Annotated in this window: 21 protein-coding genes and 1 tRNA gene; 11 read left to right on the top strand and 11 right to left on the bottom strand. The window is 71.7% G+C overall.

Annotation, left to right across the window (positions count from 1 at the left end):
• Nucleotides 1-38 precede the first annotated feature (38 nt).
• The gene (gene phhA / locus ACK4YQ_RS09110) at nt 39-899 is read left to right on the top strand and encodes a phenylalanine 4-monooxygenase (protein WP_409610533.1); all 861 of its coding nucleotides are present in this window, start codon (nt 39-41) and stop codon (nt 897-899) included.
• Here phhA and ACK4YQ_RS09105 read toward each other — a convergent pair.
• Both ACK4YQ_RS09105 and ACK4YQ_RS09100 read right to left on the bottom strand, forming a co-directional pair.
• Nucleotides 896-5083 carry a translocation/assembly module TamB domain-containing protein gene (locus tag ACK4YQ_RS09105; RefSeq protein WP_409610531.1) on the bottom strand — a complete coding sequence of 1396 codons (4188 nt, stop codon included), beginning with the start codon at nt 5081-5083 and terminating at the stop codon, nt 896-898. The two genes, phhA and ACK4YQ_RS09105, sit on opposite strands and share 4 nt — an antisense overlap.
• Nucleotides 5080-6786 carry an autotransporter assembly complex protein TamA gene (locus tag ACK4YQ_RS09100; protein WP_409610529.1) on the bottom strand — a complete coding sequence of 569 codons (1707 nt, stop codon included), beginning with the start codon at nt 6784-6786 and terminating at the stop codon, nt 5080-5082. Before ACK4YQ_RS09100 ends, ACK4YQ_RS09105 begins: the two co-directional genes overlap by 4 nt.
• A 372-nt stretch (nt 6787-7158) precedes the next feature.
• On the opposite strand from ACK4YQ_RS09100, the gene ACK4YQ_RS09095 reads away from it, so the two are divergent.
• From ACK4YQ_RS09095 to ACK4YQ_RS09085, 3 genes are read left to right on the top strand one after another with little or no spacing between them, the layout of a single operon-like run.
• On the top strand, nt 7159-8568 hold the full coding sequence (locus ACK4YQ_RS09095; RefSeq protein WP_409610527.1) for a circularly permuted type 2 ATP-grasp protein: 1410 nt from the start codon (nt 7159-7161) through the stop codon (nt 8566-8568).
• The gene (locus ACK4YQ_RS09090) at nt 8565-9509 is read left to right on the top strand and encodes an alpha-E domain-containing protein (protein WP_409610525.1); all 945 of its coding nucleotides are present in this window, start codon (nt 8565-8567) and stop codon (nt 9507-9509) included. The genes ACK4YQ_RS09095 and ACK4YQ_RS09090 overlap by 4 nt, the downstream gene beginning before the upstream one ends.
• A gap of 10 nt (nt 9510-9519) precedes the next feature.
• Nucleotides 9520-10506, top strand: coding sequence for a transglutaminase domain-containing protein (locus ACK4YQ_RS09085; protein WP_409610523.1), 987 nt, complete (start codon nt 9520-9522; stop codon nt 10504-10506).
• Between the two features lie 4 nt (nt 10507-10510).
• Here the strand turns inward: ACK4YQ_RS09085 and ACK4YQ_RS09080 are convergent, their stop codons facing one another.
• Entirely contained in the window at nt 10511-10936 is a 426-nt protein-coding gene (locus tag ACK4YQ_RS09080) for a hypothetical protein (RefSeq protein ID WP_409610522.1), read from the bottom strand.
• Nucleotides 10937-11047: 111 nt separating this feature from the next.
• Between ACK4YQ_RS09080 and ACK4YQ_RS09075 the strand changes: the two genes are divergently transcribed.
• A complete protein-coding gene (locus ACK4YQ_RS09075; RefSeq protein ID WP_409610686.1) occupies nt 11048-11458 on the top strand; it encodes a YybH family protein in 411 nt (136 codons plus the stop codon).
• On the opposite strand, the gene ACK4YQ_RS09070 is transcribed toward ACK4YQ_RS09075, so the two are convergent.
• Complete coding sequence (locus tag ACK4YQ_RS09070; RefSeq protein WP_409610520.1) at nt 11455-12090, bottom strand: DsbA family protein; 636 nt, start codon at nt 12088-12090, stop codon at nt 11455-11457. The genes ACK4YQ_RS09075 and ACK4YQ_RS09070 overlap by 4 nt on opposite strands.
• A gap of 161 nt (nt 12091-12251) precedes the next feature.
• Between ACK4YQ_RS09070 and ACK4YQ_RS09065 the strand changes: the two genes are divergently transcribed.
• The gene (locus ACK4YQ_RS09065; RefSeq protein WP_409610518.1) at nt 12252-13532 is read left to right on the top strand and encodes a sulfatase; all 1281 of its coding nucleotides are present in this window, start codon (nt 12252-12254) and stop codon (nt 13530-13532) included.
• A 78-nt stretch (nt 13533-13610) separates the two neighbouring features.
• The gene (locus tag ACK4YQ_RS09060; protein WP_409610516.1) at nt 13611-14108 is read left to right on the top strand and encodes a GNAT family N-acetyltransferase; all 498 of its coding nucleotides are present in this window, start codon (nt 13611-13613) and stop codon (nt 14106-14108) included.
• Nucleotides 14109-14144: 36 nt separating this feature from the next.
• Here the strand turns inward: ACK4YQ_RS09060 and ACK4YQ_RS09055 are convergent.
• Nucleotides 14145-14219: transfer RNA gene (locus tag ACK4YQ_RS09055), tRNA-Lys, on the bottom strand.
• Nucleotides 14220-14337: 118 nt separating this feature from the next.
• On the opposite strand from ACK4YQ_RS09055, the gene ACK4YQ_RS09050 reads away from it, so the two are divergent.
• A complete protein-coding gene (locus ACK4YQ_RS09050) occupies nt 14338-14937 on the top strand; it encodes a hypothetical protein (protein ID WP_409610514.1) in 600 nt (199 codons plus the stop codon).
• Here the strand turns inward: ACK4YQ_RS09050 and tgt are convergent.
• Together tgt and queA are read right to left on the bottom strand one after the other, a co-directional pair.
• The gene (gene tgt / locus ACK4YQ_RS09045) at nt 14913-16037 is read right to left on the bottom strand and encodes a tRNA guanosine(34) transglycosylase Tgt (protein ID WP_409610512.1); all 1125 of its coding nucleotides are present in this window, start codon (nt 16035-16037) and stop codon (nt 14913-14915) included. The genes ACK4YQ_RS09050 and tgt overlap by 25 nt on opposite strands.
• Nucleotides 16037-17113: a tRNA preQ1(34) S-adenosylmethionine ribosyltransferase-isomerase QueA gene (gene queA / locus ACK4YQ_RS09040; protein WP_409610510.1), complete on the bottom strand. Its 1077-nt coding sequence runs from the start codon at nt 17111-17113 to the stop codon at nt 16037-16039. Before queA ends, tgt begins: the two co-directional genes overlap by 1 nt.
• A gap of 66 nt (nt 17114-17179) precedes the next feature.
• On the opposite strand from queA, the gene ACK4YQ_RS09035 reads away from it, so the two are divergent.
• Complete coding sequence (locus tag ACK4YQ_RS09035) at nt 17180-18190, top strand: endonuclease/exonuclease/phosphatase family protein (protein ID WP_409610508.1); 1011 nt, start codon at nt 17180-17182, stop codon at nt 18188-18190.
• 28 nt (nt 18191-18218) lie between these two features.
• Complete coding sequence (locus tag ACK4YQ_RS09030; protein WP_409610506.1) at nt 18219-19208, top strand: endonuclease/exonuclease/phosphatase family protein; 990 nt, start codon at nt 18219-18221, stop codon at nt 19206-19208.
• Between the two features lie 8 nt (nt 19209-19216).
• Here ACK4YQ_RS09030 and ACK4YQ_RS09025 read toward each other — a convergent pair whose 3' ends face one another.
• Complete coding sequence (locus ACK4YQ_RS09025) at nt 19217-19681, bottom strand: peptidylprolyl isomerase (RefSeq protein ID WP_409610504.1); 465 nt, start codon at nt 19679-19681, stop codon at nt 19217-19219.
• Between the two features lie 246 nt (nt 19682-19927).
• Here ACK4YQ_RS09025 and ACK4YQ_RS09020 point away from each other — a divergent pair, with 246 nt between their 5' ends.
• A complete protein-coding gene (locus ACK4YQ_RS09020; protein WP_409610502.1) occupies nt 19928-22411 on the top strand; it encodes a TonB-dependent receptor plug domain-containing protein in 2484 nt (827 codons plus the stop codon).
• A gap of 51 nt (nt 22412-22462) precedes the next feature.
• Here the strand turns inward: ACK4YQ_RS09020 and ACK4YQ_RS09015 are convergent, their stop codons facing one another.
• From ACK4YQ_RS09015 to coaD, 3 genes are read right to left on the bottom strand one after another with little or no spacing between them, the layout of a single operon-like run.
• Complete coding sequence (locus tag ACK4YQ_RS09015) at nt 22463-23302, bottom strand: peptidylprolyl isomerase (RefSeq protein WP_409610500.1); 840 nt, start codon at nt 23300-23302, stop codon at nt 22463-22465.
• Between the two features lie 4 nt (nt 23303-23306).
• The gene (locus tag ACK4YQ_RS09010) at nt 23307-23657 is read right to left on the bottom strand and encodes a nuclear transport factor 2 family protein (protein ID WP_409610498.1); all 351 of its coding nucleotides are present in this window, start codon (nt 23655-23657) and stop codon (nt 23307-23309) included.
• The gene (coaD, locus tag ACK4YQ_RS09005) at nt 23654-24145 is read right to left on the bottom strand and encodes a pantetheine-phosphate adenylyltransferase (RefSeq protein WP_409610496.1); all 492 of its coding nucleotides are present in this window, start codon (nt 24143-24145) and stop codon (nt 23654-23656) included. Before coaD ends, ACK4YQ_RS09010 begins: the two co-directional genes overlap by 4 nt.
• Nucleotides 24146-24167 lie beyond the last annotated feature (22 nt).

Here is a 24167-nt window from a genome sequence, read left to right as displayed (position 1 = left end):
GAACTGACTTTCCGCCATTCAAGGTCCATCGTTCCCCCATGGGCGCAGACGGACACCCCGACATCCCGCCGCCCGGGGCGCGGGCGGACTGGACCATCGACCAGGACTGGAGCGGCTACGGCGCCGAGGAGCACCAGGTCTGGGTCACCCTCTATGAGCGCCAGGCCGCGCTCCTGCCGGGCCGTGCGTGCGACCCCTTCCTGCGGGGGCTCGAGGCCCTGGACCTGCACGACGCCGGCATCCCCGACTTCGCCCGTCTCAATGGCGAGCTGCGGCGGCTGACCGGCTGGACGGTGGTGGCGGTTCCCGGCCTCGTCCCCGACGCGGTCTTCTTCGAGCACCTGGCCAACCGCCGTTTCCCCGCCGGACGCTTCATCCGTCGCGCCGACCAGCTCGACTACCTGCAGGAGCCGGACGTATTCCACGACGTGTTCGGCCACGTGCCGATGCTGACCGACCCGGTGTTCGCCGACTACATGCAGGCCTACGGCCGCGGCGGCCTGCGCGCCCTGGGCCTTGGCCGGCTGCACAACCTCGCCCGGCTCTACTGGTACACGGTCGAGTTCGGCCTGATCGAGGCGGATCAGGGCTTGCGGATCTTCGGCGCGGGCATCGTCTCCTCGCGGGCCGAATCGATCTTCGCCCTGGACGATCCCTCCCCCAACCGGCTCGGCTTCGACCTGGAGCGGGTGATGCGCACGCCCTACCGGATCGACGACTTCCAGCAGACCTATTTCGTCGTGCCGTCCCTGCAGGCGCTGCTCGACGCGACCCTTCAGGACTTCGACCCGATCTACGCGCGCCTGGCCCGGGCCGCCGACCTCGGCGTCGCCGAGATCCTGCCCGAGGACCGCGTCTACAGCCGCGGAACCCAGGCCTACGCCGCAAGCCGCGCCTAGTAGTCCTTGCGCCAGCGGATCGAGAGCTTGGCGTCCCCCTGTCCGCCCAGCCGCGAGACGATCGACAGGTTGTCGCGCACCCGCCACTCCACCTGGGCCGAGGCGCCGTCGCGCCCGCCCCCCGTCAGCTCCAGATAGACGTCGTCGGTCAGGTACTTGCCGCCGGAGACCGAAACGGCGCTTTCGCCGCCGCCGCCGAGGGCCAGCCGGTCGAGGCCGGCGAAGTTGCGCAGGCCGCCGATCACGTCGAACCCGCCGCCGCCCGCCAGGGCCGACAGCGCCGAGGCCAGTTGCGCGGCCTCCAGCGGCGAGAGCTGCGAGGCCGAGGCGCCGAACAGCACCTGCGAGAGCACCTCGTCGTTGGGCAGTTGCGGGGTGGAGGTCAGCGTGATCTCCGGCTTGGCCGCCGTGCCCTGCACCCGCACCACCGCCACCAGCGAGGTGTCCGAGCGCGTGGCCGTCAGGTCCAGGCGGATGTCCTTGGCCGAGGTCGCCAGATAGACCACCCCGCGCGGGTCGAACTCGAACCGCTTGCCGGCGAACTCATAGTCGCCCCGCACCACCCGCGCCTCGCCCACCAGCACCGGGCGGGAGGTCGTGCCCCGCACGTGGGCGTCGAGGGACAGCTCCAGGTCCAGTCCGCGGCCGCGCAGGAACACCCGCCGCGGCGCCTTCAGCGACACGTCCAGGGCGATCCCCGGCCCTGAGCGCACCGGCGGGTCCAGGCTCGTCTCAAGGTCCACCGGCTTGTTGCGCTCGACCACCTCCATCACCACCACTCCCGAGGGCGTCGGCGGCTCGGCGGCGATCTCGGCCTCGTTGATCTGCAGCTCGCCGGAGATCCTCATCTTGCCGTCGGCGGCGCGTTCGATGGTCACCGGCCCGGAGGCCGAAGCCGTGGCCGTGTCGTTGTCGATCACCCGGAAGTCGCGCAGGTTCAGGCGGAAGCTGCTGGCGCCCTCGCGCAGCAGGCTGATGCGCCCCCCGCCGGTCAGCCCGCCGCCGTGGCCGTCGGCCGCGCTGGCCTCGGTGACGTTGACGGCGTTGTCCGCGAAGTCCGCCCTCAGGGTCAGGTCCCGCAGGGCCAGCCCCGTGGCCCCGTCGGTGAAGCGTCCGCCGTCGACCATCGCCTGGCCCACCGCCCGCGGGTCGGCCAGGGTCCCGCCGACCGTGCCGCTGGCCCGCACATGGCCCGACAGGGTCCGCTCCCCGCCGACCAGAAGGTCCCACAGCGGGCGCACGTCGCCGTCGGCCGAGAACGAGCCGCGGATCGGCTTGGTGCGGTCCAGGGCCACGCGGAACGGCGCGGCCGAGGCCTCGGCGGGCAGCACGAAGTCGGCCTTTGAGGTCAGGCCCTGGGCGTTCGATCCGGTGGCGGCGAGCGTCAGCGTGTCGCCGCTCAGCCGCGCCTGCAGGGTCGCGTCCAGCCCGGTCGAGGCGTCCGCGCCGCGCCCCCGCGCCCCGCTCAGCCGCGCCTGCAGCGTGCCGCTCAGCGCCTCGCCCCGGCCCTCGAGCTCCAGGCTGGCGTTCAGCGCCCCGCCCAGGTCCTCGTTCAGCAGGCCAAGGTCGAGGTCCGCGGCGGTCACGCTCACGTCGGCGCTGCCGTCCAGCAGCCGAAGGTCGGCGTCCAGCCGCCCGCCGCGGGCGGCCACGAGCTGGATCTGGGCGGTGCGCTCGCCCTCCGGACCGAAGCGCACCCTGGCCGGCTCGGCCGTGCGCAGCTCCCGGCGGCCCAGCTTGCCGCTCCCGTCGAAGGTGATCTCCCGCGCGCCCTCCCCGTCGGAATAGACGCCTCTCCCGCTCAGGCTCCAGTCGCCGGTGCGCGCGGCCGCGCCCGCGGCGGCGATCGTATAGGGCAGCCGCGCCAGCGGTCCCTCCGCGTCGAGCCGCGCATCGCCGATCGCCAGGCGCCGGCCGGGCAGGACCGCGTTCTGCGCCACCAGCTTAAGGTCGGCCCGCGGCCCCGCCGGGGCGTCGACGATGCGCACGTCCCCAACGATCCGCCCGCCTTCCAGGAACGCCCCCTCGCCCACCGCCAGGTCCAGGTCCGCCGCCGAGGGCGTCCTGCGCCGCAGGGACACCGAGCCGGAGGCCTCCACGCCGCCGGCGTCCACGTTCAGGTTCGTCAGGTCCACGCCGCCTTGCGGAAAGCGGAAGTCGGTGCGGGCCACCGCCGCGCCGTAGACGCTGTCGGCCTCCAGCGCCGCGGAGCCGCTGGAGCCGTCCTCGCCCCGGGCGAACACCAGCACCAGGTGCGCGTCCTGCAGCGGCAGCCGCGGCAGATCGATCTGGTCGAAGTCGGAGACCAGTTCGAGTCGGGGCGCCGAGAGCTGTCCGCCCAGGGTTCCGTCCCCCCGCGCCTTGCCGGAGATCTCCACCGGCCCGGCGTGCAGCGGCCCCTGGGCGCTCCAGTCCAGGGTGAAGGCCAAGGCGCCGTCCTCGGCCATGGTCCCCTGCGTCTGCGCCTCCAGGTTGGCGCCCACCAGCCGCGCGCGCTCCACGCTCAGGCGCCGCCCGTCCAGGCCCGCCCGCGCCGTCAGGGTCGGCGACGGGCCGATCAGCCGGTCCAGTTCGGCGATCCCCAGCGCCAGCGACTGTCCCTCGGCGTCGAGGGTGAAGGCCCAGGGGCTGTTGGCCCGCGACTGGTCCGCCGACCAGCGGGCTTCAAGCCCGCCCGAGGCGCCGGGCCGGGCGGCCTCCAGGTTCGACAGCCGCGCCGAGCCGCGGAAGGTGAGCGCGCCCAGCAGGGTGCGCCCGCCGCTCGCCTGCACCTGCAGCCCGGAGCCGACGGCGGTCAGCTCCCGCAGCAGCAGCCGCCCGTTCGGCATCCGCCTCGCCTCCAGCGTCGCCTTCGGCGCCGCGCCCAGCAGGGCCGCCAGATAGCCGGCGCCCTCGCCGCCGGCGCCGGTCAGGCTCGCCTTGACGCTCAGCTCCTTGCCCTCGCGGCCGATGGCGATCGGCCCGGACACCCGGCGCAGCTCATAGCCGCCGACGGCCACCTGGCCCACGTCCGCCTGGCCCTCGAACCTGAGGTCGTCGGTCTCCCCGCGCAGCACCCCGTCCACGTTCGCCGCGCCCAGTCCCTTGACCCCGGTCAGGCGCGACAGGTCGTCCACGTCGATCCTCACCGCCACGCCGGCCGGCCCCGTACGGCGCTCGCCGATGTCCCCCTGCCCCCGGGCGACGGCGGTCACGTTCTCCGAGGTGACCCGCGCGTCCAGGGCGAAGAGCTCGCCCGGGGTTCGCCGGCCGTAGATCATGAAGCTGACCTCGTCGCCCAGGCGGTCGGCCAGCGGCCGGGTGAGCTCCGAGGCGGTGAGCGACAGCCGCCCGTCCGCCTGGCCGCCCTGCTCGCTCCAGGCGCCGGAGGCCTTCAGGGGGGTGGCTTCCCCGGAGGTGGCGCTCGCCGTGAACTTGCCCGACGACATCCGCCCGTTGGCGTGCACGCTCATCGCGAACCGGCGGTCCGCCGGCAGGCCGAGCGCTCCGGCCAGGGCCCCGCCGCGGGCCTCGCTCGCCTCCAGGTCGATCAGCAGCGGGCGCTTGGAGCCGATGTCGAAGCGCGCCTCCAGCCGGTCGCCGGCGTGCAGCAGGCTGCGCGCCGTCACGCGCCCGCTCTGGCCCCCTGAGTTGCGCCGCAGGGTCAGGGCGGCGGCCACGTCGTAGACGCCGCGCTCGTAGCTGAAGGCCGGCAGCATCTCCAGCCGGGTCCGCAGGTCGCCGATATGGATGGAGACCGGCATCCCGCCCGAGGGCGTCTTCTGGCCCAGCACCGGGCGGCGCAGCACCCGCACCTGGCGGGCGGTCAGGAGGTCTATCGCCACCGTCCGCGTCAGCAGGGCCGACGGCCGCCAGGCCATGTGCAGCCCCTCGGCCTCGACCCAGACGCCCTTCTCGTCGGCGATCGCCAGCCGCCGCACGGTGAAGTCGCGCCACAGGTCGCCGTCCAGCCCCTCCACCTGCAGCCGCCCGAAGCGGCCGGCCTTGAGCCCGTCGACGCGGGTTTCGATGAACTGGCGCGCCCCGGGGGCGAGCACCACGAACCGCCCGGCCACGCCCAGGGCGGCGATCACCAGCGCCACGACGGCCAGGATCATCCCCGCCCGCGCCGCGATCCGCCCGACGCGGGGGCTCCGCTCACGCTTGGGCGCGGCCGCGCCGGGAGTGTCGGGCCCCTCGCTCAAAAGCTCTGTCCGATGCTGATGTAGACTTGGAAGCCGGCATCCCCGGACCGCTGGTCAAGGGGCACGGCGATGTCGGCGCGGATCGGCCCGAATCCAAGGTCGTAGCGCACGCCGAGCCCCGCGCCGGTGCTCAGGTCCTTGCCGGTCGGGAACTGGTCGGTGCCCACGGCGCCGGCGTCCACGAAGGCCACCGCCGACCAGCGCCCCCTGATCCGCTGGCGGATCTCCACCGAGGCCTCCAGCACCGACACCCCGCCCTGGGGCGTGTTGTCCGACAGGCGCGGCCCGACCGCCTGGTAGGCGTAGCCGCGCACCGAGCCGCCGCCGCCGGCGTAGAACCGCCGGGACGCCGGAACCTCGGGGATCATGCCCCCCACCATGGTTCCCAGCTTCAGCCGCCCGGCGAACACCGTCCGCGCCGCCTCGCCGAAGGGCAGGTAGCCGGTCGCCTGCGATTCCACCTTCAGGTACGGCAGGGTGTCGTCCCCGGCGATCAGCGTCGGCTCCAGCCGCGTGTCCAGCCGCCAGCCCCGGGTCGGGCTCAGGGGATCGTTGCTGCGGTCCAGCGACAGCACCCCGAGCCCGGACAGGATCACCAGGTCGCGGCCGAGGGGGTTGAGGGTCGTGGTCTGCTTCTCCTCGGTGTGGCTGAAGTCCAGCGCGCCGCCGTAGGTCAGGTACGAGGTCTTGCCGAACCGCCGCTGGATGTCGGCGCTGACGCCCACCCCGCGTTCGTCATAGGCGTCGGTGCGCCGGTCGTAGGCCGAGGCGCTCAGCTTCAGCGTCTGCTGGGGCCGCCGCCAGTGCGGCAGGGACAGGTCCGTCCCCAGCCGGCTGTCGATCGTCGACACCCGCGCCACCGCCTTCAGCGTGTCGGCCCGGCCCAGGATGTTGTAGCGGGTCCAGCTCGTGTCCAGGCCGAAGCCCTCGCTGGTGGAATAGCTCGCCCCCGCTTCCAGCGTCCGCCGCTCGCGGTCCGAAAGGCTGACCACGATCGGCCGCAGCCCCGCTTCGGTGGCGTCAGACTTGGGGGCCAGGGCCACCGTGACCGCCTCGTAGACGCCGGTGTCCAGCAGCCGCCGTTCCAGCTCGGCCACGTCCTCGGGATCGTAGACGTCGCCGCTTTTCCAGGTGGAAAGCTGCTCCAGCCAGCGCGGGTTGGTCCGGCCGCGGGTGATCAGCTTCAGCCCGTCCAGCCGCACCAGCTCGCCCGCGGCGATGCGGAATGTGGGCCTGACGCTGTCGTCGGCATGGTCGACGATCACCTTGCGCTCTTCGGCCTCGGCGTCCGCATAGCCCCGCTGCTGGACGGTGGCCAGGATGAGGCCCTCGGCGGCGAGCACGTCGGCCGCGCGCCCGGGCGCCCCGACGGTGATCGCCATGGCCTTGAGCCCTGCGGTCTGGGTGTCCTCGTCCGGCGCGGGATTCAGCCAGTCGATCTTCGGATTGGCGAAGGTGAAGCGCGGCCCAGGCTCGATCCGCACCAGCGGCGTCGGCGCGTCGCCGTCGCCGACGTCCGCCTCGACGTCATAGGCGTAGTAGCCCTCCGAGCGGAGCACGGCGATCGCGTCCTCGCCGGCGTCCCGCGCCCGGCGGCGGGCCTCGAAGCGGTTCTGCACGGGCCGGCCGGTTTCGCCGATGGCGCGCGCGATCGCCTCGCGCAGGTCGTCCGGCAGGTCCCCCTGCACGGACGCCTTGGCCACGTCCGCCGCCAAGGCGGGCGCGGCGGCGAGGCCACAGGCCGCAAACGCGGCGAGCGCGAAGACCGGACGTCCCAAGCAACACACCTCTGCGCCCCCAAGGCCTCGTGTAGCGATCGTCTCGCCGCCTGTCACGGGGCCGCCCCCCACCCGGCGCCTTCCGCCAGCCCTGAGCTGGTCAATTTGTAGGCAGTCGCCGCCAGCGGAGCCGTTGCGCCCGAAAACGCGCTCCAAACGGCGGGGGCGATCTTAGGTTCGGCGGCGGATGCGGACAAAAAAGGTGGCCTTCGAGTGGAGCTGAGCGTGGCGGAGCCGCAGAGATCCCACAACGACGAGGCGGCGCTCTCGGATCCAACACCTGCGCCTTATGACGAAATGAGCGACGCCTGCGGCGCGGTGCGGCCCCACTTCGCCGCCCTGGCCCAGCGACTGGCGGCCCTCAGCGGCGCCGAACTCGCAGAGCGGCAGCGGACCCTTGAGCGCTTCTTCCTCCTGCAGGGGATCACCTTCACGGTCTATGGGGCTGAAAGTTCGACCGAACGCATCATTCCCACCGACCTTCTGCCGCGGATCATCCCGGCGCACGAATGGTCAAGGATCGAGCAGGGCCTGACCCAGCGCCTGCGCGCCCTGAACATGTTCCTGGCCGACATCTACGGCGAGCAGCAGATCCTGATGGACGGCGTGGTGCCCCGCGAGCTGGTGCTGTGCGCCCCGTCCTATCGCCGCGAGATGCAGAACATCTTCGTGCCGCACCAGGCCTACGCCAACGTCTGCGGCTCGGACCTGATCCGCCAGCCGGACGGCGCCTTCGCCGTGCTGGAGGACAATCTGCGGGTCCCGTCCGGCGTGTCCTACATGCTGGCGAACCGCGAGGCCTCCAAACGCACCTTCCCCGGCACCTTCCGGGGCGCCGGCGTCCGCTCCATCGAACGCTATCCGGATCTGCTCCTGGCCACGCTCAAGAGCATGGCGGCCGACTGGCGGCCCAATCCCCAGGTCGTGGTGCTGACCCCGGGGGTCTACAACTCCGCCTACTACGAGCACGCCTACCTCGCCCGTCAGATGGGCGTGCCGCTGGTCGAGGGCCGCGACCTCGTGGCCCACGAGAACATGATCTACATGCGCACCACCACCGGCCTGCGGCGCGTGGACATCATCTATCGGCGGGTCGACGACGACTTCATCGACCCCCTCACCTTCCGCCGGGACTCCAGCCTGGGGGTGGCCGGCCTGTTCAACGCCTACCGCGCAGGCAACGTCGTCATCTGCAACGCGCCGGGCACCGGCGTCGCCGACGACAAGGCGGTCTACGCCTACGTTCCGGAGATCATCCGCTACTACCTGGGCGAGGACGCGATCCTGCCCAACATCGACACCTACCTGTGCCGCGAGCCGGCCCAGCTCAGCCACGTCCTGGCCAACCTCGACAAGCTGGTCGTCAAGGCGGTCGGCGCCTCGGGGGGCTATGGCATGCTGGTGGGGCCGCATTCCACCCGCGCCGAACGCGCGGCCTTCGCCGAGGTGGTCCGCGCCAACCCCGACAACTACATCGCCCAGCCGACCATCAACCTGTCCACCGCCCCCTGCCTGATAGACGGCGAGATCGACGCCCGGCACGTGGACCTGCGCCCCTTCATCCTGTCGGGCGACAAGATCGTGGTGACGCCCGGCGCCCTCACCCGCGTGGCCCTGCGAAAGGGCTCGCTGGTGGTCAATTCCAGCCAGGGCGGCGGCTCCAAGGACACCTGGGTGCTGGCAGACGGACAGGAGCCCCGCCCATGATGCTCGCCCGGGTCGCCGACAGCCTCTACTGGATCGGCCGCTACGTGGAGCGGGCCGAGCACATGTGCCGCCTCTCCGACGTCATGCTCAACGCCACGCTGGACCGCACCGACGCGGCCACCCAGGTGGCGCGCATCGCCCTGGCCGCCGTGGGCGCGCCCGACCCGGAGCGCGCCGCCGCGCCCTATGAGGCGGCCCGCTCCCTGGTGCTCGACCGCGGGGACGCCGGCTCCATCGTGTCCTCCCTGGCCCGCGCCCGGGAGAACGCCCGCCAGGTGCGCGACCAGATTACAACCGAGACCTGGGAGCGGCTGAACCTCGTCTTCCTGCGGATGACCGCCCCGGAGGCGCACAAGGCCTTCACCGACGGCTCCTCGGTCTTCCTGCACGAGACCATCGCCGACCTGCACCTGTTCAAGGGGGCGGCCGACGCCACCATGAGTCACGGCGAGGGCTGGCGCTTCCTGCTGCTCGGCATGTACCTGGAGCGGGCCCAGCTCACCGCCCGCCTGCTCGAGGTCTGCTTCGGCGACGACGGCCGGCCGGCCCTGCGCGACCACTTCGCCCTGACCGCGGCCCTGCGGATGAGCTGCGCCCTGGAGCCGTACCTGCGCGCCTACACCGCCGACATCCAGCCCAGGCTGATCCTGCGATTCCTGCTCCTGGACGAGGACTTCCCCCGCTCCCTGCGCTTCTCCACGACCCAGATCGAGGAGCATTTGTCGAGCCTGACCAAATACCTGGCGTCGAGCGCTCAGATCGGACCCGAGCGTCTGGCCGGCCGGCTCAAGGCCAGGCTGCAATACGCCGACATGCAGGAGATCGAGGCCCAGGGCGCCGGCGCCTTCCTGGCCACCGTCGGCGATGAGTGCGCGGCGATCCACGACGCCCTGCACGAGGCCTTCGTGGCCTATCCCCTCGAACTTCGGCTTCCCGCCTGAGGACCCCCGCGTGCTGCTCGAGATCCGCCACGTCACCCAATACCTCTACGACGCCCCGGTGCGCGAAAGCGTCATGGAGGTGTGGATGCAGCCGCAGAAGGGCGCCGGCCAGCGGCTGATCAGCTTCGAACTGGAGCTGGATCCCCCGGCGCAGCTCTTCTCCTACGCCGACACCTTCGGCAACGCCGTCTACCACTTCGACGTGCCCCAGCCGCACGACCGCCTGACGATGGTCGCCCGCTCGGCGGTCGACACCCAGCCCGCCGCCCCCCTGCCCGAGGCCCTGGACCACGGGGAATGGGACCGCCTGCGCAGTGACTTCGTGCGCGGCGAGAACTTCGACTTCCTGCGCCCGCACGGATTCGCCGTCGAGACCGCCGCCCTGCGCGCCTTCATGGCCGAGAAGCGCCTGGACGAGCTGAAGGTGATCGATCCCCTGCGCGCCGTGCTGGAGCTGAACCGGATCATCTACGAGTCCTTCGCCTACGAGACCGGGGTCACCGACGCCGACAGCCCGATCGACCACGCCCTGGAGGCCCGGCGCGGGGTCTGCCAGGACTTCACCCACATCATGATCGCCATCTGCCGCGCCTGGGGCGTGCCGGCGCGTTACGTCTCCGGCTACCTCTTCACCGACCGCAAGGCCGGCGACCGGTCGGACCCGGACGCCACCCACGCCTGGGTGGAGGTGTTCCTGCCCTCGACCCGCTGGTTCGGCCTGGACCCCACCAACAACGTCCTCGCCGGCGAACGCCACGTGGCCGCGGCCGTGGGTCGCGACTACGCCGACGTGCCGCCTTCGCGGGGGGTCTACAAGGGCGCCACCGACAGCCAGCTCGCGGTCGGCGTCTCGGTGCGGCGGGCGCGGGCGGCCATGACCGAGCCGGAGTTCATCCGCCTCGCCCAGCCGGCCTCGGCCTCGCGCAACGGCCGGCGCCGCGGCCCTCCCGGCGGGGTGGTCCACGACCAGCAGCAGCAACAGCAGCAGCAGCAGTAGCGGCCTAGGAGTCCAGCCGCCCGCTGGCCGAGCGCACGATCGTCGGCGAGGGCATGGGCATCAGCCGGGCAAAGGCGAACACCGGCGAGCGCGAGGCGTCGTACACCACCATGATCGTCAGCTGGCGCGGCTGGGCCATCACCGAAAGGCGCATGGCGTCGGGCGCCAGGCCCCCGTGGCGGGTCAGGTGCCGCTCGGCTTCGGCCCAGGCGCTGCGCTCGCGGTTCTCGACGTCGAGTTCGGCGACGGCCGCGGCCAGGGCGTCGTCGGCCACCAGCTGCAGCTCGTGCGCCAGCATGAAGTAGCCGCCCCAGGCGCTCGCGCCCAGCACCAGAAGCGCCAGGGCCGGAGCGAGGCAGGCCGCCTCCACCGCCACGGCGACCCGCGGTGAGCTTCTCCAGCGGCCGATTTTCCCGAGCCACGCCCCCATGTGCGTCTTATAGCCGCAACGGTGTGAATCACGCGTTACGGTTGAGCTCTTCCAGCGGGATTTTCTCGGCTGGACGAAGCCGGTGCGGGCTGGCTAGAGGCCCCTTGAGACCTGCCGAAGGAGCGCGCCCTGTCCCCCGCCGAGACCGCCGTCCGCGCCCGCCGCAAGCTGACCAACAAGCTGATCGCCGCTCACGAGGCGGCCCGACTACGCCCCTTCCTGGCGGCGGACGTCAAGCTGATCGCCGGCGACGGCGCGCTGATCCTGGGGGCCGACGCCGTCGTCGAGGCCTTCGCCGGCCAGTTCGCCGACCCGGCGTTCGTCACCTATGTGCGCACGACCGAGCAGGTTCAGGTGGATGAGGCCGAGCAGCGCTGCGCCGAGCGCGGCGAATGGACCGCCCGCTGGCGCACGGCCGGCGGCGAAAGCCTGATGCGCGGAACCTATCTGGCCGTCTGGCGCAAGCAGGTCGGCCAGTGGGTCCTGGAATCGGAGCTCTACGTCACCCTCGCCGAGGGTTAGGCCGCCTGGGACATCCAGGTCTGCAGCACCGGCAGCACCTGATCGGCCGGCGCGAACCCGCGGGTCACCACGCCGTAGACGCCCTCCTCGTTCGGCCCGGCCACCAGGGTCGGAAAGCCGGTGACGCCCGCCCGCTGCGAGACGGCGTAGTCCCGCCAGGTCTCCTGCTTGGCGTCCGCCGTCTCCAGCTGGGCGCGGAAGGCCTCGCGGGACACGCCCAGTTCGGCGGCCAGCTCGGCCAGCACATCGGGCGCGGTCACGTCCTGGTTCTCGGCGTAGAACGCCCGCTGCAGGCGCTCCAGGTAGTCCAGCGCCAGGTTCGGATGGTTGCGCCGCAGCAGCACCACCGCCCGCGCCGCCGGGTCGGTGTCGTAGATGAATCCCTCGCGATCCAGCACCGCCCCGTCGAACGGCACCCCGGCCGCCTCAGTCACGTGGGTCCAGTGCTCGCGCAGCGAGCGCCGGGTGTCCTCGTTCATCGGCTCCTCCGTGCCCGGCCGCAGCCCGCCCATGATCAGGCGGATCGGCAGTCGGTCGCCGAAGGCTTCGCGGATCGCGCCGATCACCGGCGAGAAGCCGTAGCACCAGGAGCACATCGGATCGGCGAAGTAGATCAGGTGGCGGCCTTCCATCGGAGCGCCTCCTCTGTTCCGTACAGGGTCCAAGGCTAGCCCCATGCGCCCCGCGCCGCCACCCGCCATGGCCCGAAAGTTGGCGGGTGGCGCGAAGGCGTCCTTTGCGGAACAGTGGCGCCAAGAGCCCGGCGGACGGGCCGACACCAGGGGAGAGCGCCTTGAGGCCGCCGAACTGCATCATCATCCTGGCCGACGACCTCGGCTACGGCGACCTCGGCTGCGACGGCGGCCGCGTGATCCGCACCCCCAACCTCGACCGCATGGCCGCCGAGGGCGTGCGCCTGACCGACTTCTACGCCTCGGCCAACGTCTGCTCCCCCTCGCGGGCGGGCCTGCTGACCGGCCAGTTTGCGATCCGCCACGGCCTGGCGCACGAGGTGATCCAGCCCTCCGACCCGATCGGCCTGCCGCCCGGCGCCTTCACCATCCCCAAGGCGCTCAAGCCCGACTACGCCACGGCCCTGGTCGGCAAGTGGCATCTGGGCCATGTCGCGCCCCACTGGCCGCCGATGATCTACGGCTTCGACGCCTTCTACGGCTTGCCCTACAGCCACGACATGCGGCCCCTGGCGCTCTACCAGGCCGACGGGCCCGACCAGCCGCTCAGCGAAAGCCGGGTCGATTTCCCCAAGCTCACCCAGCACTTCTTCGAGCGCACCCTCGCCTTCGCCGAGGCCAACCGCGAGCGCCCGTTCTTCGTGCTCCTGGCCCTCACCGCCCCGCACGTGCCCCTGCGCCCCAATCCGGACGACCTCACCGGCTCGCCCGCCGGCGCCTATGGCGAGGTGGTCGAGGAGATCGACCGCAACGTCGGCCGCCTGCTGGAACGGCTTAAGGCCCTGGGCCTCGACGAATCCACCCTGGTCGCCTTCACCTCCGACAACGGCCCCTGGTTCGAGGGTTCCTCGGGCCCGTTCCGCGACCGCAAGGGCGGGGCGGCCTGGGACGGCGGCTATCGCGTGCCCTTCATCGTGCGCCAGCCCGGAACGGTGCCGGCGGGCGGGGTTTCGAACGCCCTGGCCTCCAACCTCGACCTGTTGCCCACCATCCTGGCGATGGCCGGCCGCAGCGCGCCTGCGGACCTGGAGCTCGACGGCCGCGACCTGTCCGGCGTGATCCTGCGCGGCGAGCCCTCGCCGCACGAACAGATCGTCCTGTTCAACAATTCCAAGGTCGCCGCGGTGCGCACGCCCCGCTGGAAGTACATCGTGCGGTCCTACTACCGCACCATGGACATTCCCCTGGACCGGCACGGCTACCCCCTGCTGTTCGACCTCGACCAGGACCCGGGCGAGAACTACAGCGTCGTCAGCCTGCATCCCGATGTCGCCGCGGAGATGAAGGCGCGCCTGGAGCGGGCGCGGGCGTTCTACGAGCCGATGGCCGACGCTTTCCCGCCCTACACGCCCCCGCCCTCCGCCGCCGACCACCCGGACTGAGCCCCAGCCCCCCCTGCCGTCTTCCCGCCACAAGGGCGCGGCAAAGCTCGCCCGTAGGGCGATCGGAGACTAGGCGCCATGGCGGCGGCGATCACCATCCGCAGTTTCGAGCCGCAGGACATGGCCGCCGTGGTGCGCCTGATCCTCTCCATCCAGCGCGACGAATACGGCCTTGAGATCACCGCCCAGGACCAGCCCGACCTGATGGCGGTTCCCGAATTCTACCAGACCGGCGCCGGCGGGTTCTGGGTGGCCGAGCGGGCCGGCGCGATCGTCGGCGTCGTCGGCCTGAAGGACATCGGCGGACGCATGGGCGCCCTGCGCAAGATGTTCGTCGATCCCAGCGCCCGCGGGCCCGCCGGCGCCGGCGGGCGGCTCCTGGACGTGCTGCTGGCCCACGCCCGCGCCATGGGCCTGTGCGTCCTCTACCTCGGTACGACCGACCGGTTCACGGCCGCCCACCGGTTCTACGAGAAGAACGGCTTTTCCGAGGTCGCGCCCTCGACCCTGCCGGCCGCCTTCCCGCGGATGGCGGTCGACACCCGCTTCTTCCGCCTCGGCCTCGAGGCCGCCTGAGCTCGGCCAAGGCGCCGATGACGAGGACGCAGAATTTGGTAGGCCGGCTGGGGATCGAACCCAGGACCATTCGATTAAAAGTCGAATGCTCTACCGCTGAGCTACCGGCCCTTGGCGCGGCGCTGCGGGCGCCGGGCGAAGCGGCGCGGACCTTAGGGCCGAGGCGCCACTGGAGCAAGGGCTTGCGGACGATCGTTTTTCCGGCGCCGAAGCAGATTAGGATGGCCACATGCGTACGGCCTTGAGGATCGCAGTCATCGCCCTCGCCCTGGCGGCCGGCGGCTGCATGACCACGCCGCGCGACGGCTCGCCGCGGGTCCAGACCACCTCCCAGGCCACCCGCGAGAGCATTCCCGGCGCCATGTCCTCGCCCCTGCGTGACGTCAACGTCCTGCGCACCAAGATCCCCGAGGTGCTGCTGCAGGCCATGGCCGATCCCTACGCGCGCCCGCGGCGCCTGACCTGCCGCGACCTGGCCGCCATGGTCGCGCCGCTGGACGACGCCCTGGGCCAGGACCTGGACCACCCGCCCGAGCCCGGCGACAGCCTCTCCGAACAGGGCAAGGAAGGCGCCCTCGGCTTCGTCGCCGGCGCCGCCAGCGACCTCATCCCGTTCCGAAGCTGGGTGCGCAGGCTCACCGGCGCCGAGCGTCACGACAAGCTGGTGCAGCAGGCGATCATGGGCGGCATGGTGCGCCGCGCCTATCTGAAGGGCCTGGGCGAATCCAAGGGCTGCAAGCCGCCGGCGACGCCGATGCACAAGGCCGAGCCGCCCCCGGTTGTCAGCCAGGAGATCAAGCCCCGCTATCCCTCGCGGCTGCCCGACTGACGGGCCGCGAAGTCCCGGCGGAAGGCTTCGAAGCGGCCCTCGGCGATGGCCGCGCGCATGGCCGCCGTCAGCGCCTGGAAGAAGGCCACGTTGTGCCAGGACAGCAGCACCTGCCCCAGGATCTCCTGCGACTTCACGAGATGATGCAGATAGGCCTTTGAATAGGCGCAGGAAGCCGGGCACTGGCTCGCCTCGTCCAGCGGGCTGTCGTCCTCGGCGAATCGGGCGTTCTTCAGGTTGAGCGGTCCGTCCCAGGTCCAGGCCTGGCCATGCCGGCCCGAGCGGGTCGGCAGCACGCAGTCGAACATGTCCACGCCCCGGGCCACCGCCTCCACAAGGTCGATCGGCTTGCCCACGCCCATCAGGTAGCGCGGCCGGTCGGCCGGCAGCATGGCCGGGGCATAGTCCAGCACCTCGCACATGGCCTGGTGGCCCTCGCCCACCGCCAGCCCGCCCAGGGCGTAGCCGTCGAAGCCGATCTCCAGCAGCCGCTCGGCCGATTCGCGGCGCAGGTGCTCCAGCGTCGAGCCCTGCTGGATGCCGAACAGCGCCTGGCCCTCGCGCTCGCCGAAGGCCGCCTTGCAGCGCGCGCCCCAGCGGGCCGAGCGGCGCAGGGCCTCGGCCGCCCGCCCCTCCTCCGCCGGCCAGGCGACCAACTCGTCCAGCTGCATGACGATGTCCGAGCCCAGCAGGTCGGCCTGGATCTGCACCGAGCGCTCGGGCGAGAGCACGTGGCGCGAGCCGTCCAGATGGCTCTGGAAGGTCACCGCCTCCTCCGTGACCCTGGAGATCTTCGACAGGCTCATCACCTGGAAGCCGCCGGAATCGGTCAGGATCGGCCGCTCCCAGCGCATGAACCGGTGCAGCCCGCCCAGCCGGGCCACCCGCTCGGCCGTCGGCCGCAGCATCAGGTGATAGGTGTTGCCCAGGATGATGTCGGCGCCGGTCTGCGCCACCTGCTCCACCGTCAGCGCCTTCACGGTGCCGGCGGTGCCCACCGGCATGAAGGCGGGCGTGCGGATATCCCCCCGCGGCGTGGACAGCACCCCCGTGCGCGCGGCCCCGTCGGTCGCGGCGATGGTGAACGCGAAGGCCCCCATCAGTCCGCTCTCCAGATCAGGCTGGCGTCGCCGTAGGAATAGAAGCGGTAGCCCTGGGCGATGGCGTGGGCGTAGGCCGCCCGCATCGGCGCCAGGCCGGCGAAGGCCGAGACCAGCATGAACAGGGTCGACTTCGGCAGGTGGAAGTTGGTCATCAGCCCGTCGGCCGCCCGGAACCGGTAGCCAGGGGTGATGAAGATCGCCGTCTCGTCCGCGAACGGATGGATCACCCCGTCCTCGCCGGTCGCGCTTTCCAGAAGGCGCAGCGAGGTGGTCCCCACGCACACGATCCGGCCGCCCGCCGCCCTGGCCGCGTTCAGCCGCTCGGCGACCGCCGCCTCCACCACGCCGAACTCGGCGTGCATCCGGTGTTCGGCGATCTCGTCGGTCTTTACCGGCAGGAAGGTGCCGGCCCCCACGTGCAGGGTCACGAACTCCAGCCCCACGCCCATGGCCTTCAGCCGGTCGAGAAGCTGCGGCGTGAAATGCAAGCCCGCGGTGGGGGCGGCGACCGAGCCGGCCTCCTCGGCGTAGACGGTCTGGTAGTCGGATCGGTCCTGCTCGTCCTCCGGCCGCTTGGCGGCGATGTAGGGCGGCAGCGGCATGGCCCCGCGCTCGGCGATCGCCGCGTCAAGGTCCGGCCCCGACAGGTCGAACTCCAGGGCGACCTCGCCGCCCTCGCCCTTCTCCGCGACCGTGGCGTCCAGCGCCGACAGCAGGCACGCCCGGTCCTGCCCCTCGCCGAACGCCACCCGATCCCCCGCCGCCAGGCGCTTGCCCGGCCGCATGAAGGCGGTCCAGCGGCTCGGCGAAAGCCGCCGGTGCAGGGTGGCCTCGACCGCGACCGAGGCTTCCTGCCGCCAGCGCCGCCCCTTCAGCCGCGCCGGAATCACCCGCGTATCGTTCAGCACCAGCACGTCGCCGGCCCGCAGCAGGCCCGGCAGGTCGGACACGTGACGGTCGGCCAGGGGCGCGTCCGGCGCGATCACCAGAAGGCGCGCGGAGTCCCGCGGCTGGGCGGGCCGCAGGGCGATCAGGTCGTCGGGCAGGTCGAAGTCGAAATCGGCAAGCTGCATGAGGCCCGGGTCAAGCGCATGAGCGCGCCTGTGCGTCAAGCGCCGCCGCGTGTATGAGCACGGCCGATGCTCAACCTTCGGTTACTCCTCGGCCGAGTCGCCCTCGCCCTGGCCCTCGCCTGCGGCGCGATCTGCGCCCTCGGCGGCCTGGCCGGCCTTGCAGGGCGTTTCAGCGGCTGGCTCGACATCGCCGCCCACGGCGCGCCGGTGTGGGCGGCCGGGGGGATCGGCGCCTGGCTGCTCGCGCTCGCCGCCCCGCACGGCTTTCCCCGGCGGCTGGCCCGCACGCTGGGCGTCCTCGCCGTCCTCGCCGCGGCGCCGCTCGTCCTGATCGAGCTCCTGGCGCCCCGCGGCCCCACGGCCCCGCCCGAGGCGCCCCGGCAGCTTCGCCTCATCCAGTTCAACGCCTGGGACCTCAACAAGGACCGCCCGGCGACGATCGCCTGGCTGCTGCGCGAGCGGGCGGACATCATCGTCATGCAGGAGGCCCAGCGCGACTTCGCCGAGGTGCTGCGCGACCAGGCCGGCTATCACGTCTCCTGCCAGGACGGCCGCCCCCAGTGGTGCACCACCGCCGTCCTGACCCTTCGCCAGCCGCTGAGGGCCGGCTACGACGACGCCGACCTGCCGGGCGCGCTCACGCCCCTCGCCCGCGCCACCGTCCCTGCCCCGGACGGGGGGACCGTCACCGTCATCGGCGTCCATCTCGACTGGCCCACGCAGCCGTCGCGCCAGCAGAGCCAGCGCGCCCGGCTTGCGGCCCTGATCGCCGCCTCCGGCCCGCGCGAGCGCCTGATCGTCGCCGGCGACTTCAACTCCACACCCTGGTCCCACGCCCGTCGGGCGGACGACGCCGCCTGGGGTCTGGTGCGGCGCACCCGCGCCCTCTTCACCTGGCCCACCCCCCGCCTGGGCTGGCGGGGGCTGGGCTGGCCGCTCGCGCTCATGCCGATCGACCACGTCTACGCCGGCTCCGGATGGCGCGTCGTCAGCCTGCGCCGCGGCCCCGCGACCGGCTCGGACCACTATCCGATCGTGGTGACCTTCGCCCCGGCGCTCAAACCTGGGCGCCCCTGAACCGTGCGCGCGTGCTAGAGGCCGCCGGATGGGCTCATTCCTCGCCGTCGTCCATGGCCTGCGCGGCCTGCTCACCCTTGGCCTGGGGCTCGCCTGCGCCGTGGCGGCCCTGGCCGCCCAGGGCGGGCGCATCTCCAACCGCCTGGACGTCCTCACCCACTTCGCGCCGTTCTGGCTCGCCGGCGGGCTGCTCGCGGCCGGGGTCGCCCTCCTCTCGCCCCGCGGCCCCCTGCGCGAGGCGAGCCTCAGCCTGGGGGCGCTGGCCGTGCTCGCCGCCAGTATGCTGATCGCGCCAGAGTATCTGCGCCCGATGAGCCCGCCCGCGCCGCCCGACGCGCCGGGCCGCATCAAGCTGATCCAGTTCAACGTCTGGGGGCGCAATCCCGACGTCGCCGCCACCGCCGACTGGATCCTCGGCCAGCAGCCGGACATCGTGGTGATGCAGGAGCTTAAGGCGCCGATGCGCGAGGCCCTGCTCGCCCGGGCCAAGGGCTACGAGCTCGTCTGCGACCACCGCAGCGTCTGCAATACGGCCATTCTCACGCGGCTGAAGCCGATCCGCTACGAGATCCCCGAGCACGGACTGCCCGGCGAGTCCCTGCCGCTCGCTGTGGCCAGCTTCAGGACCACCGGCGGACGGACCTTCACCGTCGTCGGCGTCCACTACACCTGGCCCACCCACGGCGGGGTGCAGCAGGCCCAGGGCGTCCAGGCGGCCGCCATCCTCGACCGCTTTCCCAAGGACACCCTGATCCTGTCGGGCGACTTCAACTCCACGCCCTGGTCGTTCAGCCGCCGGCGCGAGGACCGCGCCTTCGGGCTGGAGCGGCGCACGCGGGCGCTGTTCTCATGGCCGGCCGCGCGGTTCAGCCCCCTGCGGCTGCAGCTGCCGTTCCCATTCCTGCCGATAGACCAGGTCTACGCCGGCTCGGCCTGGCGCACGGTCGAGGTCCGGCGCGGCCCGAGGCTCGGCTCGGACCACTTCCCGGTGGTGGCGGTCCTGGCGCCCGCGGCCTGAGGCGCGCCTCAGGCGTCGGCGGCCACCCGCATGGAGACGATCTTGCCCGGCGTGCGCGGCGGCTCGCCCTTGGGCAGGGCGTCGACCAGGTCCATGCCCTCGGTCACCTCGCCCCAGACCGTGTACTGGCCGTCCAGGAAGGTGGCGTCGTCGAAGCAGATGAAGAACTGGCTGTTGGCCGAGTTCGGGTTGGGCGTGCGGGCCATCGAGCAGACGCCGCGCACGTGCGGGGTGTTGGAGAATTCGGCCTTCAGGTTCGGCTTGTCCGAGCCGCCGGTGCCGGTGCCGGTGGGATCGCCGCCCTGGGCCATGAAGCCCGGGATCACCCGGTGGAACACCACGCCGTCGTAGAAGCCTTCCCGCGCCAGTTCCTTGATCCGCTCCACATGGCCGGGCGCCAGGTCCGGCCGCAGGCGGATGGTCACCGGCCCGGATTCGAGGGTCATGATCAGGGTGTTCTCGGGGTCGGTCATGGCTTGGCTTTCCTGTGCCTGGGGTCGGCCGCGGCGCTGCCGCAGGGGGCCGTTCGTGGCGGCCGTGTACTTGCCGCCGCCAGCCCTGACAAGCGAGGCCGCGCTCACGAATGCGGCGAGGCCGGACCCTCTCGTTTCGCTTTAATGACAAAGCGTTGCAATAATGTCATTTTCGACGCGGCCGTACAGAACTAGCTATTCCCTGGATCCGGGTCATTCGAACCCGGGCGAATAACGGGGAAATCGATGTCTCATCGCATGCTTCTGTTCGCGGCCGCCTCGGCCGCCGGCCTGCTGGCGCCCGCCAGCCAGGCCCTGGCCCAGACCCGCGACGCGCCCACCGAGGTGGAGGAATTCGTCGTCACCGGCACCCGCGCCGCCAACCGCTCGGTGCTCGACACCGCCGTGCCGGTGGACGTGATCAGCGCCAACGAGCTCAACCAGGTCGGCGTCACCGAGGTGAACCAGGCGCTCTCCGTCGCCCTGCCCTCGTTCAACTTCCCGCGTCCGGGCCTGGCCGACGGCACCGACACCATCCGCCCGGCCACCCTGCGGGGCCTGCCCCCCGACCAGACCCTGGTGCTGGTCAACTCCAAGCGCCGGCACATGACCTCGCTGGTCAACATCAACGGCACCATCGGCCGCGGCTCCTCGTCGGTGGACCTCAACACCATCCCCTCGGCGATCGTGCAGTCGATCGAAGTCCTGCGTGACGGCGCCTCGGCCCAATACGGCTCCGACGCCATCGCCGGGGTGCTGAACGTACGCCTGCGCGAAGCGGCGTCCGGCGGCGGGATCACCGCCACCTACGGCGCCCGCGTCACCACCGTCGACACCCAGGTCGGCAATCCCCCCGCCGGCGCGAACTGGACCGTCGCCGACAAGGCGAGCTACGACCGCACCGACGGCGAGACGGCGAACCTGTCGGGCTGGATCGGCCTGCCCCTGGGCGAGGCCGGCTTCCTCACCCTGGCCGCCGAATACCTCGACCAGGCCAAGACCGTGCGCACCGCTCCCGACTGGCGCCAGCAGTACCCGCTGGTGAACGGCGCCTTCGATCCGCGCGAGGCCACCTTCGACCGTTACAACGCCTGGTTCGGCGAGCCCGACATCCAGCAGTGGACCCTGTTCGCCAACGCCGGCTACGACCTCAGCGACAACGTCCACCTCTACGGCTGGGCCAGCTACCAGAACCGCGACTCCACCTCGGCCGGCTTCTACCGCCGGGCGCTGGACGACCGTAACATCACCGCCATCTACCCCGACGGCTTCCTGCCGCTGATCAACCCGGTGGTCGAGGACCTGTCGGTGGCCGGCGGCGTCGCCTGGAAGCTCGGCGACTGGGACATGGACACCTCGCTGGTCTACGGCTCCAACGAGATGGACTTCACCATCCGCGACACCCTCAACCGCTCGATCGGCCCGTCCAGCAAGACGGTCTTCGACGCCGGCGGATTCGAGTACAACCAGCTCGTCTTCAACCTGTCGGGGGTGCGCACCTACGAGGTGGGCCTGGCTTCGCCGCTGAACGTGGCCGCCGGGGTCGAATGGCGCCGTGAGGAGTACCAGATCCACGCCGGCGAGCCGGACTCCTACCGCAACGGCGGCGTCCTCCTGAACGGCCAGCCCACCCCGTCCGGCGCCCAGGTGTTCCCCGGCTTCCGTCCGGAGAACGAAGTCGACGAGGACCGCACCTCGGTCAGCGTCTATCTCGACCTGGAAGCCAACCTGACCGAACAGCTGCTGGCCTCGGCCGCGGTCCGCGCCGAATCCTATTCCGACTTCGGCGAGACGGTCACCGGCAAGCTGGCGCTGCGCTACGACATCAACGACAGCTTCGCCCTTCGCGGCTCGATCCAGAACGGCTTCCGCGCCCCCTCGCTGCAGCAGCAGTACTTCACGGCCACCTCCACCAACTTCATCAACGGGGTGCCGTTCGACATCACCACCTTCCCCGCCACCGACCCGGTGGCCGCGGCCCTGGGCGCTCAGCCCTTGGACGCCGAGGAGTCGGTGAACTACTCCCTTGGCGCGGTCTTCCGCGTCGGCCGGGTCAACCTGACCATCGACGCCTATCGCATCGAGATCACCGACCGCATCGTGCTGTCGGAGAACCTGACCCAGGCGAACGTGCGCAACTACCTGACCTCGCTGGGCTTCGTCGGCATCGGCGGCGGCCGCTTCTTCATCAACGGGGTCGACACCGAGACCCAGGGCGTGGACGTGATCGCCAACTTCAAGGTCGACACCGAACAGGCCGGCCGGTTCGCCTTCACCCTGGGGGCCAACTTCAACTCCACCGAGGTGACGCGCACGCCGGTCACCGCGCCGCTGGCGGCCCTGTCGCCGTCGCCGGTGCTGTTCGACCGGGTCAACGTCCTGACCTTCGAGGAGGGCACCCCCGACTCCAAGGTCACCGGTTCGGTCGACTGGAAGCTCGGCGCCTTCGGGGCCACCGTGCGGGCCACCCGCTACGGCGAGGTCCTGAGCCCCGGCACCACCGCGGCCACCGACCTGACGCTCAAGGCGGCCACCCTGGTCGACCTGGAGGGCCGCTGGGACGTGACCGAGCGCGTTCGGGTGTCCCTGGGCGCGGACAACGTGTTCGACGAGTATCCGACCCAGACGCCGCCGGCGCTGAACTCCACGTCCAACACGCCGTTCTCCAACTACTCGCCGTTCGGCCGCTCGGGCCGCTACGTCTACGGCCGCATCGCCGTGAACTGGTAGGCGAAAAGCCGAAGGGCGCGGCGGCGGGTCCGATCCCCGCCGCCGCCCATCCTATTTGACGTCGACCGGGATCCGCACGCCGCAGGGCGACAGCGCCCCGTCGTTGCGGGCCTTGTTGCGGGCGATCTCGTCCTTGAACCACTGGCTCTTCGGATCGATCACCCGCACCTGCGGGCGTTCGGCCGGCGCCATGTCGGCCGCGAGGCGCACCCGCTCCATCCGGTCTTGCGGCGGCTCCACCGGTTCGCCGGTCTTCAGCGCCCGCACCACCTCCAGCCCCGAGATCACCCGGCCCCAGACGGTGTAGCGCTTCTCGAGCTTGGGATAGTTGTCGCGCATCAGGAAGAACTGGCTGTTGGCCGAATCGGGCTCGCCGCCCCGCGCCATGCCCGCGACGCCGGGGCAGAAGAAGGCCGAGGCGGTCACCTTGCCGTCGTTGGTCATGGGCATCAGCATCGAGGACTGGCTCGTCACCGGCACGGGCCCCACGAAGCCGATCTCGGCCACGCCCTGGTCCTCGGCGACCACCATGGTGTCCGGTCCCCGGCGGAAGGTGAACTCGGCCGGCAGGTTGGGCCGGTCGGTGTCGCCGGTGCCGTTGTCCAGCGGATCGCCGGTCTGGGCCATGAAGCCCTCGATCACCCGGAAGAAGGTGCGCCCGTCATAGATCCCCGCCCGCGTCAGCTCGCGGATGCGCGGGGCGTGGGCCGGCGCCGTGTCCGGGGTGATCTCGACGATGATGCGCCCCTTGTTGGTGTCGATCACCAGGAGGTTCTCGGGATCGGGGGTGCGCCAGTCGGCTTCCCGGGGGGCGGGCAGTTCCTCCTGGGCGGCGGCGGGCGCGGACAGGGCGGCGGCCGCGAGGGCGGCGGTCAGGACAATGCGGATCATGGCCTCACTCGTAGTAGGCGGCGGCCTCGATCGCCAGTCCCTCCGCGTTGAAGCGCAGCACCTCGACCACCTCGGCCCCCGTCCGCGAACTGAAATAGCGGATCGCCACCGCGTCGGGCCCGCTCAGCACCGAGCGCAGGGTGAAGGCCAGATCGGGGGCCAGCTCCAGCGCCCGAGCCCAATAGGCCTCGAGCGCCGCCTTGCCCTGCACGCGCCCGGAGGCGTCGCCGGTGATCCGCGCCGCCGCCGGGCTGGTGAAGACGATCTCGGGCGCGTAGTGCGACAGGATCCGCGGCAGGTCGTGGGCGTTCCACGCCTCGATCCACTCCGCCGCAAACGCCGTGGGGTCGATCAAGCGCGGCCGACCTTCTCGAGCAGCCGATCCTTGACCCGCGGGCTGACGAACTTGGAGATGTCGCCGCCCAGGACCGCGATCTCCTTGACCAGGCGCGAGGCGATCGCCTGGTGGCGCGGGTCGGCCATCAGGAACACCGTCTCGATCTCGCGGTCGAGCTGCTGGTTCATCGCCGTCATCTGGAACTCGTATTCGAAGTCGGCCACCGCGCGCAGGCCGCGCACGATCACGCTGGCCCCCACCTCCCGCGCGAAGTGCATCAAGAGGCCCTCGAACGGCTGGACCACGATCTCGGCGCGGTCCAGGTGCTCGGTCTCCGCCTTCAGGATGGCGACCCGTTCCTCCAGCGAGAACAGCGGTCCCTTGCCGGCGTTGATCGCCACGCCGATGACCAGCTTGTCCACCAGCTTGACGGCCCGGCCGATGATGTCGGTGTGGCCGTTGGTGATCGGATCGAACGTGCCCGGATAGAGACCGATACGCTGCATGCGGCGACACCCCCCAACAGGT

This window comes from Phenylobacterium sp., assembly GCF_046291545.1.
Lineage (GTDB): Bacteria > Pseudomonadota > Alphaproteobacteria > Caulobacterales > Caulobacteraceae > Phenylobacterium.
Note: the sequence above shows the minus strand (reverse complement) of the source record. Positions and strands in the feature narration are given on the sequence as shown.